The sequence below is a fragment of the Lederbergia galactosidilytica genome, assembly GCF_017873565.1.
Lineage (GTDB): Bacteria > Bacillota > Bacilli > Bacillales > Bacillaceae_C > Lederbergia > Lederbergia galactosidilytica.
This window is the reverse complement of the sequence record NZ_JAGGKH010000002.1, coordinates 330201-344494: the sequence shown is the minus strand read 5'-3', so window position 1 is coordinate 344494 and position 14294 is coordinate 330201. Positions and strand designations below refer to the sequence as shown.

Annotated in this window: 15 protein-coding genes; 10 read left to right on the top strand and 5 right to left on the bottom strand. The window is 35.5% G+C overall.

The genetic code is table 11. The features are described 5' to 3' along the window. Positions 1 to 787: 787 nt before the first annotated feature. The 4 genes from J2Z23_RS03515 (at position 788) to J2Z23_RS03500 (ending at position 3533) form a co-directional block, all read left to right on the top strand. A complete protein-coding gene (locus J2Z23_RS03515) occupies positions 788 to 1654 on the top strand; it encodes a polysaccharide deacetylase family protein (RefSeq protein ID WP_057985743.1) in 867 nt (288 codons plus the stop codon). A 189-nt stretch (positions 1655 to 1843) separates the two neighbouring features. After that, positions 1844 to 2113: a UPF0223 family protein gene (locus tag J2Z23_RS03510; RefSeq protein WP_057985745.1), complete on the top strand. Its 270-nt coding sequence runs from the start codon at positions 1844 to 1846 to the stop codon at positions 2111 to 2113. A 271-nt stretch (positions 2114 to 2384) separates the two neighbouring features. Next, positions 2385 to 2579 (top strand): hypothetical protein, encoded by a 195-nt coding sequence (locus tag J2Z23_RS03505; protein WP_057985747.1) that lies wholly within the window; start codon positions 2385 to 2387, stop codon positions 2577 to 2579. Between the two features lie 171 nt (positions 2580 to 2750). Continuing rightward, a complete protein-coding gene (locus J2Z23_RS03500; RefSeq protein WP_174517082.1) occupies positions 2751 to 3533 on the top strand; it encodes an inositol monophosphatase family protein in 783 nt (260 codons plus the stop codon). Between the two features lie 126 nt (positions 3534 to 3659). On the opposite strand, the gene J2Z23_RS03495 is transcribed toward J2Z23_RS03500, so the two are convergent. Beyond that, positions 3660 to 3845 (bottom strand): YlaF family protein, encoded by a 186-nt coding sequence (locus tag J2Z23_RS03495; protein ID WP_057985749.1) that lies wholly within the window; start codon positions 3843 to 3845, stop codon positions 3660 to 3662. Between the two features lie 210 nt (positions 3846 to 4055). Between J2Z23_RS03495 and typA the strand changes: the two genes are divergently transcribed. After that, positions 4056 to 5891 (top strand): translational GTPase TypA, encoded by a 1836-nt coding sequence (typA, locus tag J2Z23_RS03490; protein WP_057985751.1) that lies wholly within the window; start codon positions 4056 to 4058, stop codon positions 5889 to 5891. A 111-nt stretch (positions 5892 to 6002) separates the two neighbouring features. Next, entirely contained in the window at positions 6003 to 6356 is a 354-nt protein-coding gene (locus tag J2Z23_RS03485; protein WP_082881269.1) for a YlaH-like family protein, read from the top strand. Between the two features lie 321 nt (positions 6357 to 6677). Here J2Z23_RS03485 and J2Z23_RS03480 read toward each other — a convergent pair whose 3' ends face one another. Both J2Z23_RS03480 and J2Z23_RS03475 read right to left on the bottom strand, forming a co-directional pair. Further along, complete coding sequence (locus J2Z23_RS03480; RefSeq protein WP_057985753.1) at positions 6678 to 6878, bottom strand: YlaI family protein; 201 nt, start codon at positions 6876 to 6878, stop codon at positions 6678 to 6680. Between the two features lie 64 nt (positions 6879 to 6942). Beyond that, the gene (locus tag J2Z23_RS03475; protein WP_057985755.1) at positions 6943 to 7530 is read right to left on the bottom strand and encodes a YhcN/YlaJ family sporulation lipoprotein; all 588 of its coding nucleotides are present in this window, start codon (positions 7528 to 7530) and stop codon (positions 6943 to 6945) included. Between the two features lie 313 nt (positions 7531 to 7843). Here J2Z23_RS03475 and J2Z23_RS03470 point away from each other — a divergent pair, with 313 nt between their 5' ends. Further along, positions 7844 to 9175 carry a PhoH family protein gene (locus J2Z23_RS03470; RefSeq protein WP_174517083.1) on the top strand — a complete coding sequence of 444 codons (1332 nt, stop codon included), beginning with the start codon at positions 7844 to 7846 and terminating at the stop codon, positions 9173 to 9175. 151 nt (positions 9176 to 9326) lie between these two features. Here the strand turns inward: J2Z23_RS03470 and J2Z23_RS03465 are convergent, their stop codons facing one another. Next, positions 9327 to 9815, bottom strand: coding sequence for a hypothetical protein (locus J2Z23_RS03465; RefSeq protein ID WP_057985759.1), 489 nt, complete (start codon positions 9813 to 9815; stop codon positions 9327 to 9329). Positions 9816 to 10285: 470 nt separating this feature from the next. Between J2Z23_RS03465 and J2Z23_RS03460 the strand changes: the two genes are divergently transcribed. Further along, a complete protein-coding gene (locus J2Z23_RS03460; protein ID WP_057985761.1) occupies positions 10286 to 10567 on the top strand; it encodes an Fpa/YlaN family protein in 282 nt (93 codons plus the stop codon). Between the two features lie 119 nt (positions 10568 to 10686). Next, a complete protein-coding gene (locus J2Z23_RS03455; RefSeq protein ID WP_057985763.1) occupies positions 10687 to 11931 on the top strand; it encodes an FtsW/RodA/SpoVE family cell cycle protein in 1245 nt (414 codons plus the stop codon). A 35-nt stretch (positions 11932 to 11966) separates the two neighbouring features. Here J2Z23_RS03455 and J2Z23_RS03450 read toward each other — a convergent pair whose 3' ends face one another. Further along, positions 11967 to 12938 carry a COX15/CtaA family protein gene (locus J2Z23_RS03450; RefSeq protein WP_209973196.1) on the bottom strand — a complete coding sequence of 324 codons (972 nt, stop codon included), beginning with the start codon at positions 12936 to 12938 and terminating at the stop codon, positions 11967 to 11969. Between the two features lie 438 nt (positions 12939 to 13376). Between J2Z23_RS03450 and cyoE the strand changes: the two genes are divergently transcribed. After that, entirely contained in the window at positions 13377 to 14291 is a 915-nt protein-coding gene (cyoE, locus tag J2Z23_RS03445) for a heme o synthase (RefSeq protein ID WP_057985766.1), read from the top strand. The last annotated feature ends 3 nt before the right edge of the window (positions 14292 to 14294 follow it).

Sequence of the window (14294 nt, the reverse complement as noted above, 5' to 3'; positions counted from 1 at the left end):
ATACTTAAGTTATTGAACCGCCGTATACGAGAACCGTATGTACGGTGGTGTGAGAGGTCGGCTAATCAATTAATGATTAGCCTCCTACTCGATTTGACCCGGGTGTTCACCATTTCATAGATAAACTGCTCCTAGGATTAATTCCAGATACAAAGAGCTTATTGCCAAGGATTTCATACGATGAAATGAATGATACGGAGAGGAAAGAGCGATGAGCACACAAAAATTATAGAGACTTCAAAGATGTATGGGAAATCTAAACAATTTACATAGATTATTCATCTACTCAAATTTAGGTTTATTTTAGATATTTAAATGCATATTATCTAATAAGTGGAGAAACAGTCTTAGAACAAGGTTTGAAATCGTAGTTGTATGTAACTACATTAATTTTTAGCTTGTTGCTCAGATACTGAAAACTTCAATGAAATGAGTGAAGAATCTATGCTACTAAAAAATTACGTTGCTGCTCTTATACAAATCATTATTTGGAGTAGCTTTCATCTTGCACAATGGCTTTCAGGAAAAGACCGATTTTTTCCAAAAGTTCTTCTATTTCTAGTTTTTTTCTATTTAGCTTATTTAGTGGCTAAAAAAATTATTGGCTCGAAGCGCTTAACGCTCCTTACTACTTTGATAAGTTTAATGACTTATGCCTCATTACAATTCATGTTCCACTTTTTATTTTACTAAATCTTTGAAAACAACAAAAACCGATCACTTGAATCCTATATGTCGACAAATTATAATGGAAGTTAATTCCATTAAGGTCAGAAAGGGGAAACTTATGAAGAAACTTTTGATCTTGCTCGCCCTTGCAGCAGTATTAACAGCATGTGGCACACAAAGTTCTCTAAATCAGTCGACAGATGAAAAGGACAAGCCTCAGGTTGAGACAAATGATAAAAGAGAGCAAGACGAACTACAACAAGAAGAGACAGAAGAAGATAATCGAACAGAAAATAGTCAAGAAAAGGGAGTAGATGAGGAAACTCAATCTGAGAAGGAAGAGGAACAAGTGCCAAAATATGAATTAAGTGAAATTTATTCACTCGTTCCAATTGATGATGCAAACCCAAAAGTAGCTTTGCTTACAATTGATGATGCCCCCGATAAATATGCTTTGGAAATGGCAAAGACTCTTAAAGAACTTAATGCTCCAGCCATATTCTTTGTTAATGGGCATTTTATGACTACACCTGAACAGGAAGCTATAGTGAAGGAAATTTACAATATGGGTTTTGAAATCGGAAATCATACCTATTCACATAGTGATTTAACGACATTAACTCCAGAGGAACAGAAGGAGGAAATTCTGTCTGTAAATGATCAGGTCGAAGAAATTACCGGAGAGAGACCGACATTTTTTCGCGCTCCTTTCGGACAAAATACAGATATCAGTAAAGAGATCGCCAAAGATGAAAAGATGGTGTTAATGAATTGGACTTATGGTTACGATTGGAATGAACAATATATGACCAAAGAGGCAATAGCCGATATTATGGTTAACGCTCCAGAATTGGGGAATGGAGCTAATTTATTAATGCATGATCGTGAATGGACGAACGCGGCTTTAGGAGATATTGTAAAGGGCTTAAGGGACAAAGGATATGAAACACTTAACCCAGATTTAATAAAAACTCCCCGCAACTAGTCAAATGAAGTGGGCGTCAGTTTTTTTACAAAACTGGCGTTTTTACTTGTGAACAATTATTTGGTACCTTTGAAGTAGAGAAAGACCTACATTGTGAAAGATATTTGCGTGCATTTGCTTATCTTTTATAAAAAAGTATAGAAGTCTGAAAGTAAAGAAATAATACACGAGACAGGGAGGAATTTAGTTTTGGAATACTCTTATCCATTTTCTATTGATTGGAGTCAGGATGAAATTGTAACCGTAATACAGTTTTTTCAAAGAATTGAACAGGCATATGAAAAAGGTGTTGATAGGGATGATTTATTAGAAGATTATCGCAAATTCAAAAAAGTTGTTCCTGCAAAATCTGAAGAAAAACAATTCGGGAAAGAATTTGAGGATTCAAGTGGCTACTCTTTGTATCAAACAATTAAGAAAGCTAAAAGCACTTCTGCTAATCAAATGATAAAAATGTAAAGCTTTGAATCGCCAGATTAAAAACTTATTATTCAGCAGGCTCAGCTTCTAATCGTAATAACAGTTAGTCTTAATTGTTTAACTAGATCTTGATCCGGGTACAAAATTAGCAATAGCAAATTACACAAAGTTAATAGCATTACGAGTTGGAATTTCTTCATCTAAGGTAAAAACACAATTTTGTTCCTCCTTTCATTCCGACGACATATATTATAATAAGTTATTCCAGAATGATAAAAATATTTTGAATAACTAAAGGGGTGTTTCTTCCATGAAACAAGTAGTGAATGCTTATCGAAGAAAAAACCTAGATAAACAGAGACTCGCGGTATTACGATTAGAGTTAAATTATGAATTAGCCGTTCTGTATGATGCTTTGCAAGAAGAGAATGAGGATAAAAAGACAAAGGCAAAGCGTAAGCTCACACGGATTAGGGAAGAACTTATTAAGTTGGAAGCTTTGTAAAATATTTGCTTATAAGAGAATCGAACTTCCTTGAGGATTAAGTAAGGAAGTTCGTTTCATGTCAATATACATTTTGATAATGTGTCGAGAGAAAACACTTTGCTTGAAAACATGCTTTGAAATCCCTATGCTATAATAAAATATGGGGGTTAGATGGAGGCTAGAAATAAGATGGCAATTTGGACTGAAGTAGATAAAACCGTAAAGCAATGGTTAAAGGAAACAAGGGTTTCGATATTAGAGGCGCTTGAGCACACATTAAATATTGATACAAAATCAAATGCAAATGATTTAGTAACAAACGTAGATAAAGAAACAGAACAATTCTTCGTAAGTCGAATTAAAGAGCATTATCCTCAACATAAGATTGTGGGTGAAGAAGGTTTTGGGGATGAAGTTCATGAATTAGAGGGGATTGTGTGGATTATTGATCCAATCGATGGAACAATGAATTTTGTCCATCAAAAACGAAACTTCTTTATCTCTATCGGTATTCTAGAAGATGGCATTGGAAAATTAGGTTATTTGTATGATGTTATATTGGATGAGCTATATTGCGCTAGTAAGGGAGAGGGCGCTTTTTTAAATGACAAAGTGCTCCCACCATTACAGCAGGGAAATATAGAAGAAGCGATCATTGGATTTAATCCAGCTTCCATCCATTCAGAAGACGCCGCAAGCACGTTTATTCCTTTGTTAAAGGATGTGCGAGGAGCTAGATCATACGGCTCAGCTGCTATGGAATTTGCCTACGTCGCAACTGGTAGGATGGATGCTTACATAAGCAAGGGACTCTCACCTTGGGATTTCGCTGGTGGGAAAATTATTGTTGAAGAACTTGGGGGAATTGTAACAGATTTACGGGGGAACCCTGTAAATCTGCTTGAACGAAGTTCCATTCTTGTAGCGCGACCTGGACTTCATAAAAAATTATGTCGGTATTTCCAATCATAGTAACAATAAAAATTTCTAAAATGAACGGTTGATTTGTTAGTGGGAAGTTCATATGCTTGCTAATTCTGTTTGTTGGTTTTACTTCATTCAGTGGAAAACTTGCAATCTCACTGAATGAAGTATTGTTTATAAATTGTCTTCTTTTTGTAGTTTTTTCTTCTGTTTAAATCCGTATATCATAGCGGTACATAGGATTAAAAAGCACAAAACAATGCCTGTCCAGCTGTTTTCCGCTAAACAAATACCCATTCCCATAATTGAAAAAGCCGCAATGGTGGATAAAATTAAAAAGTTCCACTTGATAGTCCTCATAAATAATCCTCCTCAGGTAAAAACGAATAAACACTTAACATAGCTCCAGTCCACATAAGGGAAAAAATTTTAAAGCTTACTTTTATATTGTACAAAAAACATTACAAATTCTCCAGCGTATGTGATATAATAGTCCGGTTAATGATAAAATTAAGATGTTTATCTATGACATAGATTACCCGATTTTGAATATATAGGGAGGAAATACTTTTGAACTTCAGAGAAAATATCAGAAATATTGCCATTATCGCGCACGTTGATCATGGTAAAACGACGTTAGTTGACCAATTATTAAAACAATCAGGAACTTTTCGTTCAAATGAGCATATTGAAGAAAGAGCGATGGATTCAGGTGATATTGAAAGAGAACGTGGAATTACCATTTTAGCAAAAAATACAGCGATCCAATATAAAGATACGAAAATTAACATATTAGATACTCCAGGGCATGCTGACTTTGGTGGCGAAGTGGAACGGATCTTAAAAATGGTGGATGGTGTTTTACTTGTTGTGGATGCTTATGAAGGATGTATGCCGCAAACAAGATTTGTTTTGAAAAAAGCATTAGAACAAAATCTAACCCCAGTTGTTGTGGTAAACAAGATTGATCGTGATTTTGCAAGACCCGCTGAAGTAATTGACGAAGTTCTAGAGCTTTTTATTGAACTTGATGCAAACGATGAACAACTTGAGTTTCCAGTAATTTATGCATCAGCTATTAATGGAACAGCTAGTAAGGATCCTGAACAACAAGATGAAAACATGGAAGCTTTATACGAGACGATCTTAGATTTTATTCCAGCTCCTATTGATAACAAAGAAGAGCCACTTCAATTTCAAGTTTCTTTACTTGATTACAATGACTATGTGGGAAGAATTGGGATTGGAAGAGTGTTTCGTGGAACAATGAAAGTAGGGCAACATGTTGCAGTACTGAAACAAGATGGCACTACTAAGCAATTTCGTGTAACAAAAATGTTTGGCTTCTTAGGATTGAAGAAAATTGAGATTGATGAGGCCTTTGCTGGTGATTTGATCGCTGTATCTGGTATGGAAGATATTGATGTAGGTGACACCATTTGCCCAGTAGATCATCAAGAAGCTTTACCAATACTTCATATTGATGAGCCGACACTCCAAATGACATTCCTAGTTAATAATAGTCCTTTTGCGGGAAGAGAAGGAAAATATTTAACCTCACGTAAAATTGAAGAAAGATTGATGAACCAATTAGAAACTGATGTTAGTCTAAGAGTGGAAAATACTGAATCCCCTGATGCTTGGATCGTCTCAGGACGGGGAGAATTACATTTATCTATTCTAGTGGAAAACATGCGTCGTGAAGGGTATGAATTGCAAGTATCAAAGCCTCAGGTTATTGTCAAGGAAATAGATGGTGTTAAATGTGAACCAATTGAGCGTGTGCAAATCGATACACCTGAGCAATATACGGGAAGTGTGATTGAATCTTTAGGAACCCGTAAAGGCGAAATGCTTGATATGATCAATAATGGAAATGGACAAGTACGTCTAATATTCCATGTTCCTGCGCGCGGTTTGATTGGTTATACAACAGAGTTTATGACATTAACGAGAGGTTATGGAATTTTAAATCATACCTTTGATAGTTATCGTCCAATGGAGAAAGGTAAAGTAGGAGGGCGCAGACAAGGTGTTCTTGTATCTATGGAAACAGGGAAAGCTTCTACCTATGGCATTATGCAAGTAGAAGACAGGGGAACGATTTTTGTGGAGCCAGGAACAGAAATTTATGAAGGTATGATTGTAGGCGAACATAATAGGGAAAATGATATTACAGTAAATATCACGAAGACAAAACATGCTACAAATGTCCGATCTGCAAACAAAGATCAAACATCTGTAATCAAAAAACCTAAAATTCTTTCCCTAGAAGAAACTCTCGAATATCTAGATGATGACGAATATTGTGAGGTTACTCCAGAATCCATTCGTTTACGTAAAAAAATATTAAATAAAAACGAGCGGGAAAAAGCAGCGAAAAAGAAAAAAGTAACGGAAATATAAATTTTTAGGCTTTCCCGTCTGTATATGATATGATGATTTTGAAACTCCCTTTACGGGTGTTTCACCCTAATCGGGTTAGGGAAGGGGAGAATTAGAATCAAATTTTATCTTATGTTTAGTCAACTGTATTTGTTGGGTTCTATCAATGCTGAACAAAGAGCGATTGAGCGATTTTCGCCAACATTAAGGTTCTACTATACATTGACAGATAATCCAACAGTTACGAATTGGTTACTTTGGGTTACCATTACAGCATTAGCGATTCTCGTCTATAAACTTGGATTTGCTAAGAAATTACCTTTATTAAAATCACTGATTATTTATCTTTTCTTAATCGTAGGTTGCCTATTTTTAACTTTTCTAGCGATATTCCTACCAATTACTGAAGGACTTATGGTAGCAGCAGCTATCTTAATTATTTATAAAGTTCGTTTGAGAAAAGAAAAAAAGGCAGGGACGATATAAGGAAAATGTAAGTTGGACTGTCAATTGGCGCCAGCTTAGAATGAAACGTATCCTGCAACAGTTCCAAAGGGCTTTTATACTTTCTTATCTTTCAAAAGAGGCTATGCCACTAATGTGGCATAGCCTCTTTTGGCATGGAGAATTTTAGAAATTCTCGCTGTAGAGCACTTTTAATACTTCGTAATCGTGATTGACTTTTTAAACGATCGGGCATGTCAGAAACTAGGAACTTTCCCACGAATTTAGATGTAGCTGGAAATACAGTTAATTTGGCTGCCCGGTATAATACAGGTATATGTTCCTAATTAATATAAATAAAACTTAGAAATCTACCTTTTTCTTATGGTCACGAAATAAGCGGAAATTCTCATTTTGTTTCCTTTTTTCAGTGTTTGCTCTAATACGTTCATAGCATTCGGGACACATATAGGTATGAATAGGTCGATTTCGTAGTTTTTTTGCAAGGGATGAATCATCTTCTAAGGTGCCATGCGCGTGACAGATTACACATTGTACTTTCATTTGCTCTCACCTCTGGGTGAAAAATTACTAACTTTATTCCCAGTATAACATGAAACAAATGAACTTACTGAATTTTATCATTGGATTGTTCTTTTTGTATTTCTTGAAGATCCTTATCTTGTTTCTCATCTTTATCATTTACAGCATCCTGTGGGTTTTTTTCGTTTTCCGGTAAAGGCACATCAGGTATTATACGGCCAACGATGTCAGCTAACTCATTCATAACGCCTCTAATTGGCTTACCGGCACGTGCATCGTCATTGACCTCCTTAAGACGTGCATTTAAATCGGGATCAGCTACGACGATAGCACCTGCACCTTGTGGATCATGTCTAAGGCTTTCTGTAACGGAGTATTTAATTGTTCCAACTTTTGAACGCTCTACATCTTGGTCAATATCAATCCCGACAACTGCTAAATTGCCAATGACTACAGCCGTTGCATTATGAACATCGGGAACACTTGTGGCAAGATTTGCTAAGTGTTTAGCCCTCTCATCATCTGTGTAATTTTGCCTCTGATTATTGTCGAGATGGCTATCTCGAACAGAAACTCCCTGTGGTAATATATCACTCTCTCCAAGGTTTTCTGGCTTCTGTGAACAAGCCGCAATACTAAATACTGCAATTAGTATGATTAACCATTTACGCAATTGAACCCCTCCAATAAATAATTTACCTTACTTGCTAAGGTTAATTTTTGATATATCTTCTAACTTTATGCAGAAGTTCATATATTTCTTAAAAAAGGATCTTCTCATAAACAGTTTTAATGAACCGGTGACTGTTCCAAAACATAAGATATAGAAAACATGAAGCATAACTTGATTTAATATCTAATCTCAGTAGTGGGGGGTAAGGTTTGAATAATAGGTAATGTCGCCCTTATTCCCGATAGTTCCAAAACGAAATTATAAATTTGCTAGGCATTGAAGCTAGATCGATAAAAAGGGGCAGGAGGCATCAATATTGAGCAAAATATATGTTTTAGATACAAATGTCTTGCTACAAGATCCAAATGCACTTTTCTCATTTGAAGAAAATGAAATTGTGATCCCAGCTGTTGTATTGGAAGAGGTAGATTCAAAAAAGCGTTATATGAATGAAATAGGTAGGAATGCAAGGCAAATTGCCAAGCTGATAGATGGCTTTAGAGAGCAAGGAAAACTTCATGAGAAAATCCAGCTTTCCAATGGCGGAAGTTTAAAAATCGAATTAAACCACCGTTCTTTTAAACAGTTAGAAGAAGTTTTCTTTGAAAAGACAAATGATAATCGAATTTTAGCAGTGGCTAAAAATATTGCACTTGAAGAAGAGGCAAAAGTAGATGGGAGGCCAGTTGTATTAGTTAGTAAAGATGCCCTTCTTCGAGTAAAAGCAGATGCCTTAGGATTAGCTGCTGAAGACTTTTTAAATGATCGAGTAGTTGAACTGGATCATTTATATACAGGTGTACAAGAACTGTATATTGATATACATCAGATTAGTTTATTTTATGAACATGGAAAAATATCCTTATCTAATTACAAGAATGAACGATTCTATCCAAATCAATTTATCATTATTAAAGATGAGCTAGGAAGTTCTACTTCAGGAATTGGCATGATCGATGAAACCGGCATGATTTTGCAAAAACTTTCAACACAAAATGAACTGATTTGGGGAATTAAATCAAAAAATGCCCGGCAAACCATGGCGTTAGAGTTACTATTAAGACGGGATATTCCACTAGTAACATTAATTGGAAAAGCAGGTACCGGAAAAACATTGCTTACTTTGGCTGCTGGATTGATGCAAACGGAAGATTTACGAGTTTATAAAAAAATGTTCGTTGCCAGACCAATTATTCCAGTTGGAAAGGATCTTGGTTTTCTGCCCGGAGAAAAACAAGAAAAACTTAGACCTTGGATGCAACCGATCTATGATAACCTGGAATTTTTGTTTAACACAAAAAAGCCGGGTGAGTTAGATGCAATTTTAGCGGGAATGAGTTCCATTGAGGTTGAAGCCTTAACCTATATCCGCGGACGTAGTATACCTGATCAATTTATTATTATCGATGAAGCGCAGAATTTAACAAAGCATGAAGCAAAAACGATCTTAACGAGGGTAGGGGAGGGGAGTAAAATAATTTTTATGGGAGATCCTGAACAAATTGATCACCCTTATCTTGATGAATATAATAATGGTTTAAGTTATATACTTGAAAGATTTAAAGAGGAAGATATTGCGGGACATATAAAATTAGTAAAAGGGGAACGTTCACACCTTGCTCAATTAGCCGCAGATTTATTGTAATAATTTCGCAGAAAAGCTTTTATAAAAGCGGAGTAGGCCGATAAGTGGACGGAACTAAAAAAATATTAGTTGGTGGTTTCCGAAGTTTGGGCTTACCCCCGCTCACTATTCTAAAAAAGACAGATGGAGGACCATCTGCCTTAGACAAGTGTTATTCTACGCGAAAAGCTTTAACGTTTTTAATTGGCTGATCAAGGTTAGAACCATCTGGAAAAAGAATATAGACTGGTCCATCCTCTTTTAAAGCCTTACCTTTGTTTGAGAATTGTACAAGGATGTTATACCCTTCTTCCAAAGGAATTGACACATCTTCACTATCTGTCTCAAAAACGAGAATGGAAGCATCTGGAGTAGGCTCAGCGTTTTCAAGAAAGGGTGCTAATTTAATTGCAAATGTGCTTGTTAACATTTTCGCCTTTTCGTATCTTTTTCGTGTCTTTTGAGGAGGAATAGCTCCCTCCTTAACTGTACGATCCCAATGCTTGGATACAGTCGTAGCACTCTCTGTCAGACGCTCTTGTTTCTCTTCCTCGGAGAAGTATGTATCTAAATCAACGCGGCGATCATCAAAAATCCAAGAACCAACATCTAATGTTATTGGAAATTTAACCTTTCCTTTTATAGTCATGATCATATCCATTATGCAGCCCCCTTATCATTTCAAATGTAAATTATAGCGTTAATAATTGGAAAATTAAAGTCATGAATCTAAAAAGTTGTAATTTACAAGAAATTGAAAGGGTGAATTAAGAAGTAATACTCTTTACTGTTGCAATTTACTTAGTTTAGTTGTAAAATTTAGTAATAGTGTTGTCCACATTGGGTAATGGGCGGACAGGCAAGTAAAGGATTATATTTGATTATTACAAGATAAGGAAAAGTATAAATATTGCTAGTGTCAAAATCTAGTTATGGCGCCTAGTCTCTTAAGCTTAAATAAGCTGATCTATAAAAGTCAAAATTGGACTCTTATTGGATTAGTACATTTGCTTATCGGAAGTTTACAGGATGCGGTATAGAGAATAGTGTTCCCACAGAAAGTGGTACTCTTAGCCATCCTTCCTAAATCCAAGGTGCTTGCATTTTTCTAATGAATAAGGGGGATTAAATGTGGTGTCGGATATGAAAGTTGATCATCGGGAAAAAGCCCATGCATTATTGAAGGCAGATGCCGAGAAAATTCTGCGCCTGATTCAAGTGCAAATGGACAATCTAACAATGCCGCAATGCCCTTTATATGAAGAAGTTTTAGATACGCAAATGTTTGGCTTGTCTCGCGAGATAGATTTTGCTGTTCGTCTTGGACTAGTCGATCCAAAATATGGGAAAGAATTAATGGATTCTCTGGAAAGACAATTATCTGTTCTACATGAAGCCTCTGTTAGAAAATAAAGGATCCAGTTTAGGCACAACCCTTTTTGCATAAACTCAAACAGTTCTTTGAAATTGTTTGAGTTTTTTAGGATGAGGAAAGTCTCTCTGCAAACTGACTCATAGATTGGAAGAATTTTATGTTGAAAAAAATCCTTAAATCATATGATTATTCAATTATCATTACTTACATACTTTTAACTTTATTTGGCCTTATTATGGTATATAGTGCCAGTATGGTTATTGCCATTCAAATTTACGAAGTCCCTGCTGATTTTTTTTATAATAAACAAAAGATTAATATCCTCATTGGTTTTTGCGCCTTTTTGTTTTTTGCTCTATTCCCTTATAAAGCTTTCAGAAATAAAAACTTACTTATCTTAATGACAATTCTTTCAGTAGCTGGGCTCTTAGCTGTTTCAATTATAGGCCATACTAGCAACAATGCACAAAGTTGGATAAAGCTTATAGGATCAAGGAGCATTCAGCCCTCGGAATTTGTGAAATTAAGTGTTGTTATTTATTTATCTGCAGTGTATGCCAATAAACAAAAGTATATTAACCAATTAAACGTTGGAGCTTTACCTCCCGTAATTTACTTAGTCTTTGTCTGTTTTCTAATTAAAATGGAACCGGATAATGGAACAGCGATGATCACACTTTTAATTGGAATGATCATTATTCTATGCTCGGGTATGAACTTTCGAACGATCGGAAAACTCACATTAATGGGAGGCGGTGCTGCCTTACTCTTAACACCTTTTGTCATCCTTAAATTTGATTCCTTTTTTACCGAGGGAAATATGAAAAGAATAACAGGTTATCTTGACCCATTCGGAAATTATGATGACCAAGGATTTCAACTAGTTAATTCTTATCTAGCTATTGGATCGGGTGGTTTAAAAGGGGCAGGTCTAGGGCAAGGCATTCAAAAATATGGTTATTTACCGGAGATACATACAGATTTCATTATGTCGATTATTTCGGAAGAATTAGGTATCTTTGGGGTAGGATTTGTAATTCTAGGAATTGCTTATATTGTGTTACGTGGAATTATCATTGCGACGAAATGTCGAGACCCGTTTGGAAGTATGCTTGCAATTGGGATTGCTTCAATGATTGGAATTCAGGCATTTATTAATTTAGGCGGAATGTCTGGACTAATTCCTATTACAGGAGTTACACTTCCTTTTATAAGCTACGGAGGCTCTTCCATTATTGTATTATCGATTGCGATGGGGTTACTTGTAAATATTTCGATGTTCACCCAGTATGATGAGAAATATCGCACAGACAATAAGAAAGATTATCCAAAAGAACATAAAAAGCAAACTTCTACCCAAACCAATTTTCAATCCAGAAGACCTTATCAACATACACATTAAAATTAAAAGAACCATGCACAGTGTGCATGGTTCTTTTAATGTGTAACAAGTTTATTCGGATCAACGGAATGAGTTTCTTCTGACTGTATTTGTTGCTTCGCAATATTATTCTTATTCCTTGATAAGAGAAGTAGGAAATAACATAATAAGCCGAATAATAGCGAGATAAAAATACCGTGTAATAAAGCAACGAATAAATTAGCTTTTGTAAAAATAACACTCGCTCCTGAAATAGCTTGAAGCGAAATGAGAATAAATGCAATAATCCAGCCAAAATATAATACTTTTTGGTGCTTATAATGCCGAACAGCAAGAATGGTGACATAGCCAATCCAAAGAAAAATTATTGCAGCAGCTGTTCGATGTCCCATCTGAATCCATTGATACATATTAGCTGGTAATGAAAAATCTCCATTTGTACAGAATGGAAAATCTGAACAAACTAAGCTTGATTCAGTATGACGAACAAGAGCACCCGTATACACAACAATATAACTATAAATTGTTAATCCGATAATATGGAATGTCATCCTCTTATCGACTACGAGTTTATTTGTGTCGAATTTTTTATCCACTTCAAAAATAAGCAAAGTAAGTAATAGCACTGCTGCAAAAGAAATAAGGGAAATACCGAAATGTAAGGCCATAATAAAATCAGATTGAGGCCAAAGTACTGCAGCGGCACCTAATAATGCTTGGATAATTAAAAAGGAGACCGATAAAATCGCTAGTAGTTTTGTTTCTCTAACCTCACCTATTGCCTTCCAAGCCCAAATAGATAAAATTGTAACTAAGATTGCTGCACTTCCTGAGACAAGTCTATGGGAGAATTCAATTAATAATGCTGGTGTAATATCATCTAAAGGAATTAACTTCCCGTGACATAATGGAAAGGAGCGTCCACAACCCATTCCTGAATCGGTTTTTGTTACTAAAGCTCCACCGAGTAACACTCCTAGCATTACTAGCGAAGTTAAAACAGAAAACCATTTTAATTTTCTACTCAAACCTTCACCTTCTTCAAAAGAAAATAAAATTAGTTAAATTGTAAATAGACAGTTCATAACCGATACTACCTAAAGAAGAGAGAAAAAACAACTGACAATATTGTTACAGCTTGCCGAGTAAAGCCCAAAGCTTGAAAGATTGTCCTTTATTTGGTAAAAATAAGAAGGTAGATTCATTTATTTACTATACTTGTCACATTTTCGACATAAAAACACTTTTCTATATCTCCATATTCATAGGAAATTATGCTTTAATATTCCATTGGGGGCTTTGATAACTGACATTGTGCAAAAATACAGTTAAGAATGAAAATGAGAATGCAGAATTCGTGTTAAATTAGTGAACAAAAACTGAAACTTTCATTAAAAACGAGAAATGTTAAGTAAAATGCATTATAGTAAATGATGGAATGAATTTTTGGAAAGGAGGGAATAAAAATGGAAGATAGTCGTACATTAGCAAGTGTGGAAGGAACTGTACATACAGCCAGCACAAAATGGAAAGATTTTATGGCACTCATAAAAATCGGCATTGTGAATTCCAATCTCATTACTAGTTTCACTGGATTGTGGCTAGCCTTTGTGTTTACGGATGGACATTTCCTCCAATCATTAGACATCGTTTTTTATGCTCTCGCTGGTTCATCTTTAATTATGGCAGGGTCATGTGCCTTGAATAACTACATAGATAGAGATATAGACCACATAATGGAACGAACGAAAAAAAGGCCAACCGTTACGGGGAAAATTAGTGGCGCTAGAACTTTATTATTCGGCTTTAGTTTCATTGTTGTGGGATTAATATTTCTTTTCCTGACTAATATCATAGCAGGGCTCCTTGGAGTCATTGGGGTTTTTAGTTACGTAGTGGTCTACAGCATGTGGGCGAAACGGAATTATGTTAGTAACACAGTTATCGGCAGTCTTCCGGGAGCTATTCCCCCACTAATTGGCTGGGCTGCGGTTGATCCTTCATTGCCTACAATGGCATGGATGTTATTTTTACTTATGTTTATTTGGCAGCCGCCACACTTCTATGCGCTTGCAATGAGACGAGTTGAAGAGTATAGGGCTGCTTCTATACCTATGCTTCCCGTTGTAAAGGGTTTTTCTGTAACAAAAAAACATATTATGTTTTGGGTGGCATTGCTATTACCAATTCCTTTTTTTATGATGCCATTAGGAATTCCCTTTGTTATATTTGCCACAGCATTGAATATCGGGTGGTTAATTATGGGTATGATGGGTTATAAGAAAAAGGACGATGTTAAATGGGCAAATGGAATGTTTATTTATTCATTAAACTATTTAACGATTCTATTTACAGGTATGGTAATCTTCTCAGTTATCTAGATT

What these genes read in the sequence shown, in the direction of transcription:
- J2Z23_RS03495 (WP_057985749.1), bottom strand. Translation starts at nt 3,845, where the DNA reads ATGAGGACTATCAAGTGGAACTTTTTAATTTTATCCACCATTGCGGCT.
- J2Z23_RS03485 (WP_082881269.1), top strand. Translation starts at nt 6,003, where the DNA reads ATGTTTAGTCAACTGTATTTGTTGGGTTCTATCAATGCTGAACAAAGA.
- J2Z23_RS03465 (WP_057985759.1), bottom strand. Translation starts at nt 9,815, where the DNA reads ATGGATATGATCATGACTATAAAAGGAAAGGTTAAATTTCCAATAACA.
- J2Z23_RS03515 (WP_057985743.1), top strand. Translation starts at nt 788, where the DNA reads ATGAAGAAACTTTTGATCTTGCTCGCCCTTGCAGCAGTATTAACAGCA.
- cyoE (WP_057985766.1), top strand. Translation starts at nt 13,377, where the DNA reads ATGGAAGATAGTCGTACATTAGCAAGTGTGGAAGGAACTGTACATACA.
- J2Z23_RS03480 (WP_057985753.1), bottom strand. Translation starts at nt 6,878, where the DNA reads ATGAAAGTACAATGTGTAATCTGTCACGCGCATGGCACCTTAGAAGAT.
- J2Z23_RS03505 (WP_057985747.1), top strand. Translation starts at nt 2,385, where the DNA reads ATGAAACAAGTAGTGAATGCTTATCGAAGAAAAAACCTAGATAAACAG.
- J2Z23_RS03500 (WP_174517082.1), top strand. Translation starts at nt 2,751, where the DNA reads ATGGCAATTTGGACTGAAGTAGATAAAACCGTAAAGCAATGGTTAAAG.
- J2Z23_RS03455 (WP_057985763.1), top strand. Translation starts at nt 10,687, where the DNA reads ATGTTGAAAAAAATCCTTAAATCATATGATTATTCAATTATCATTACT.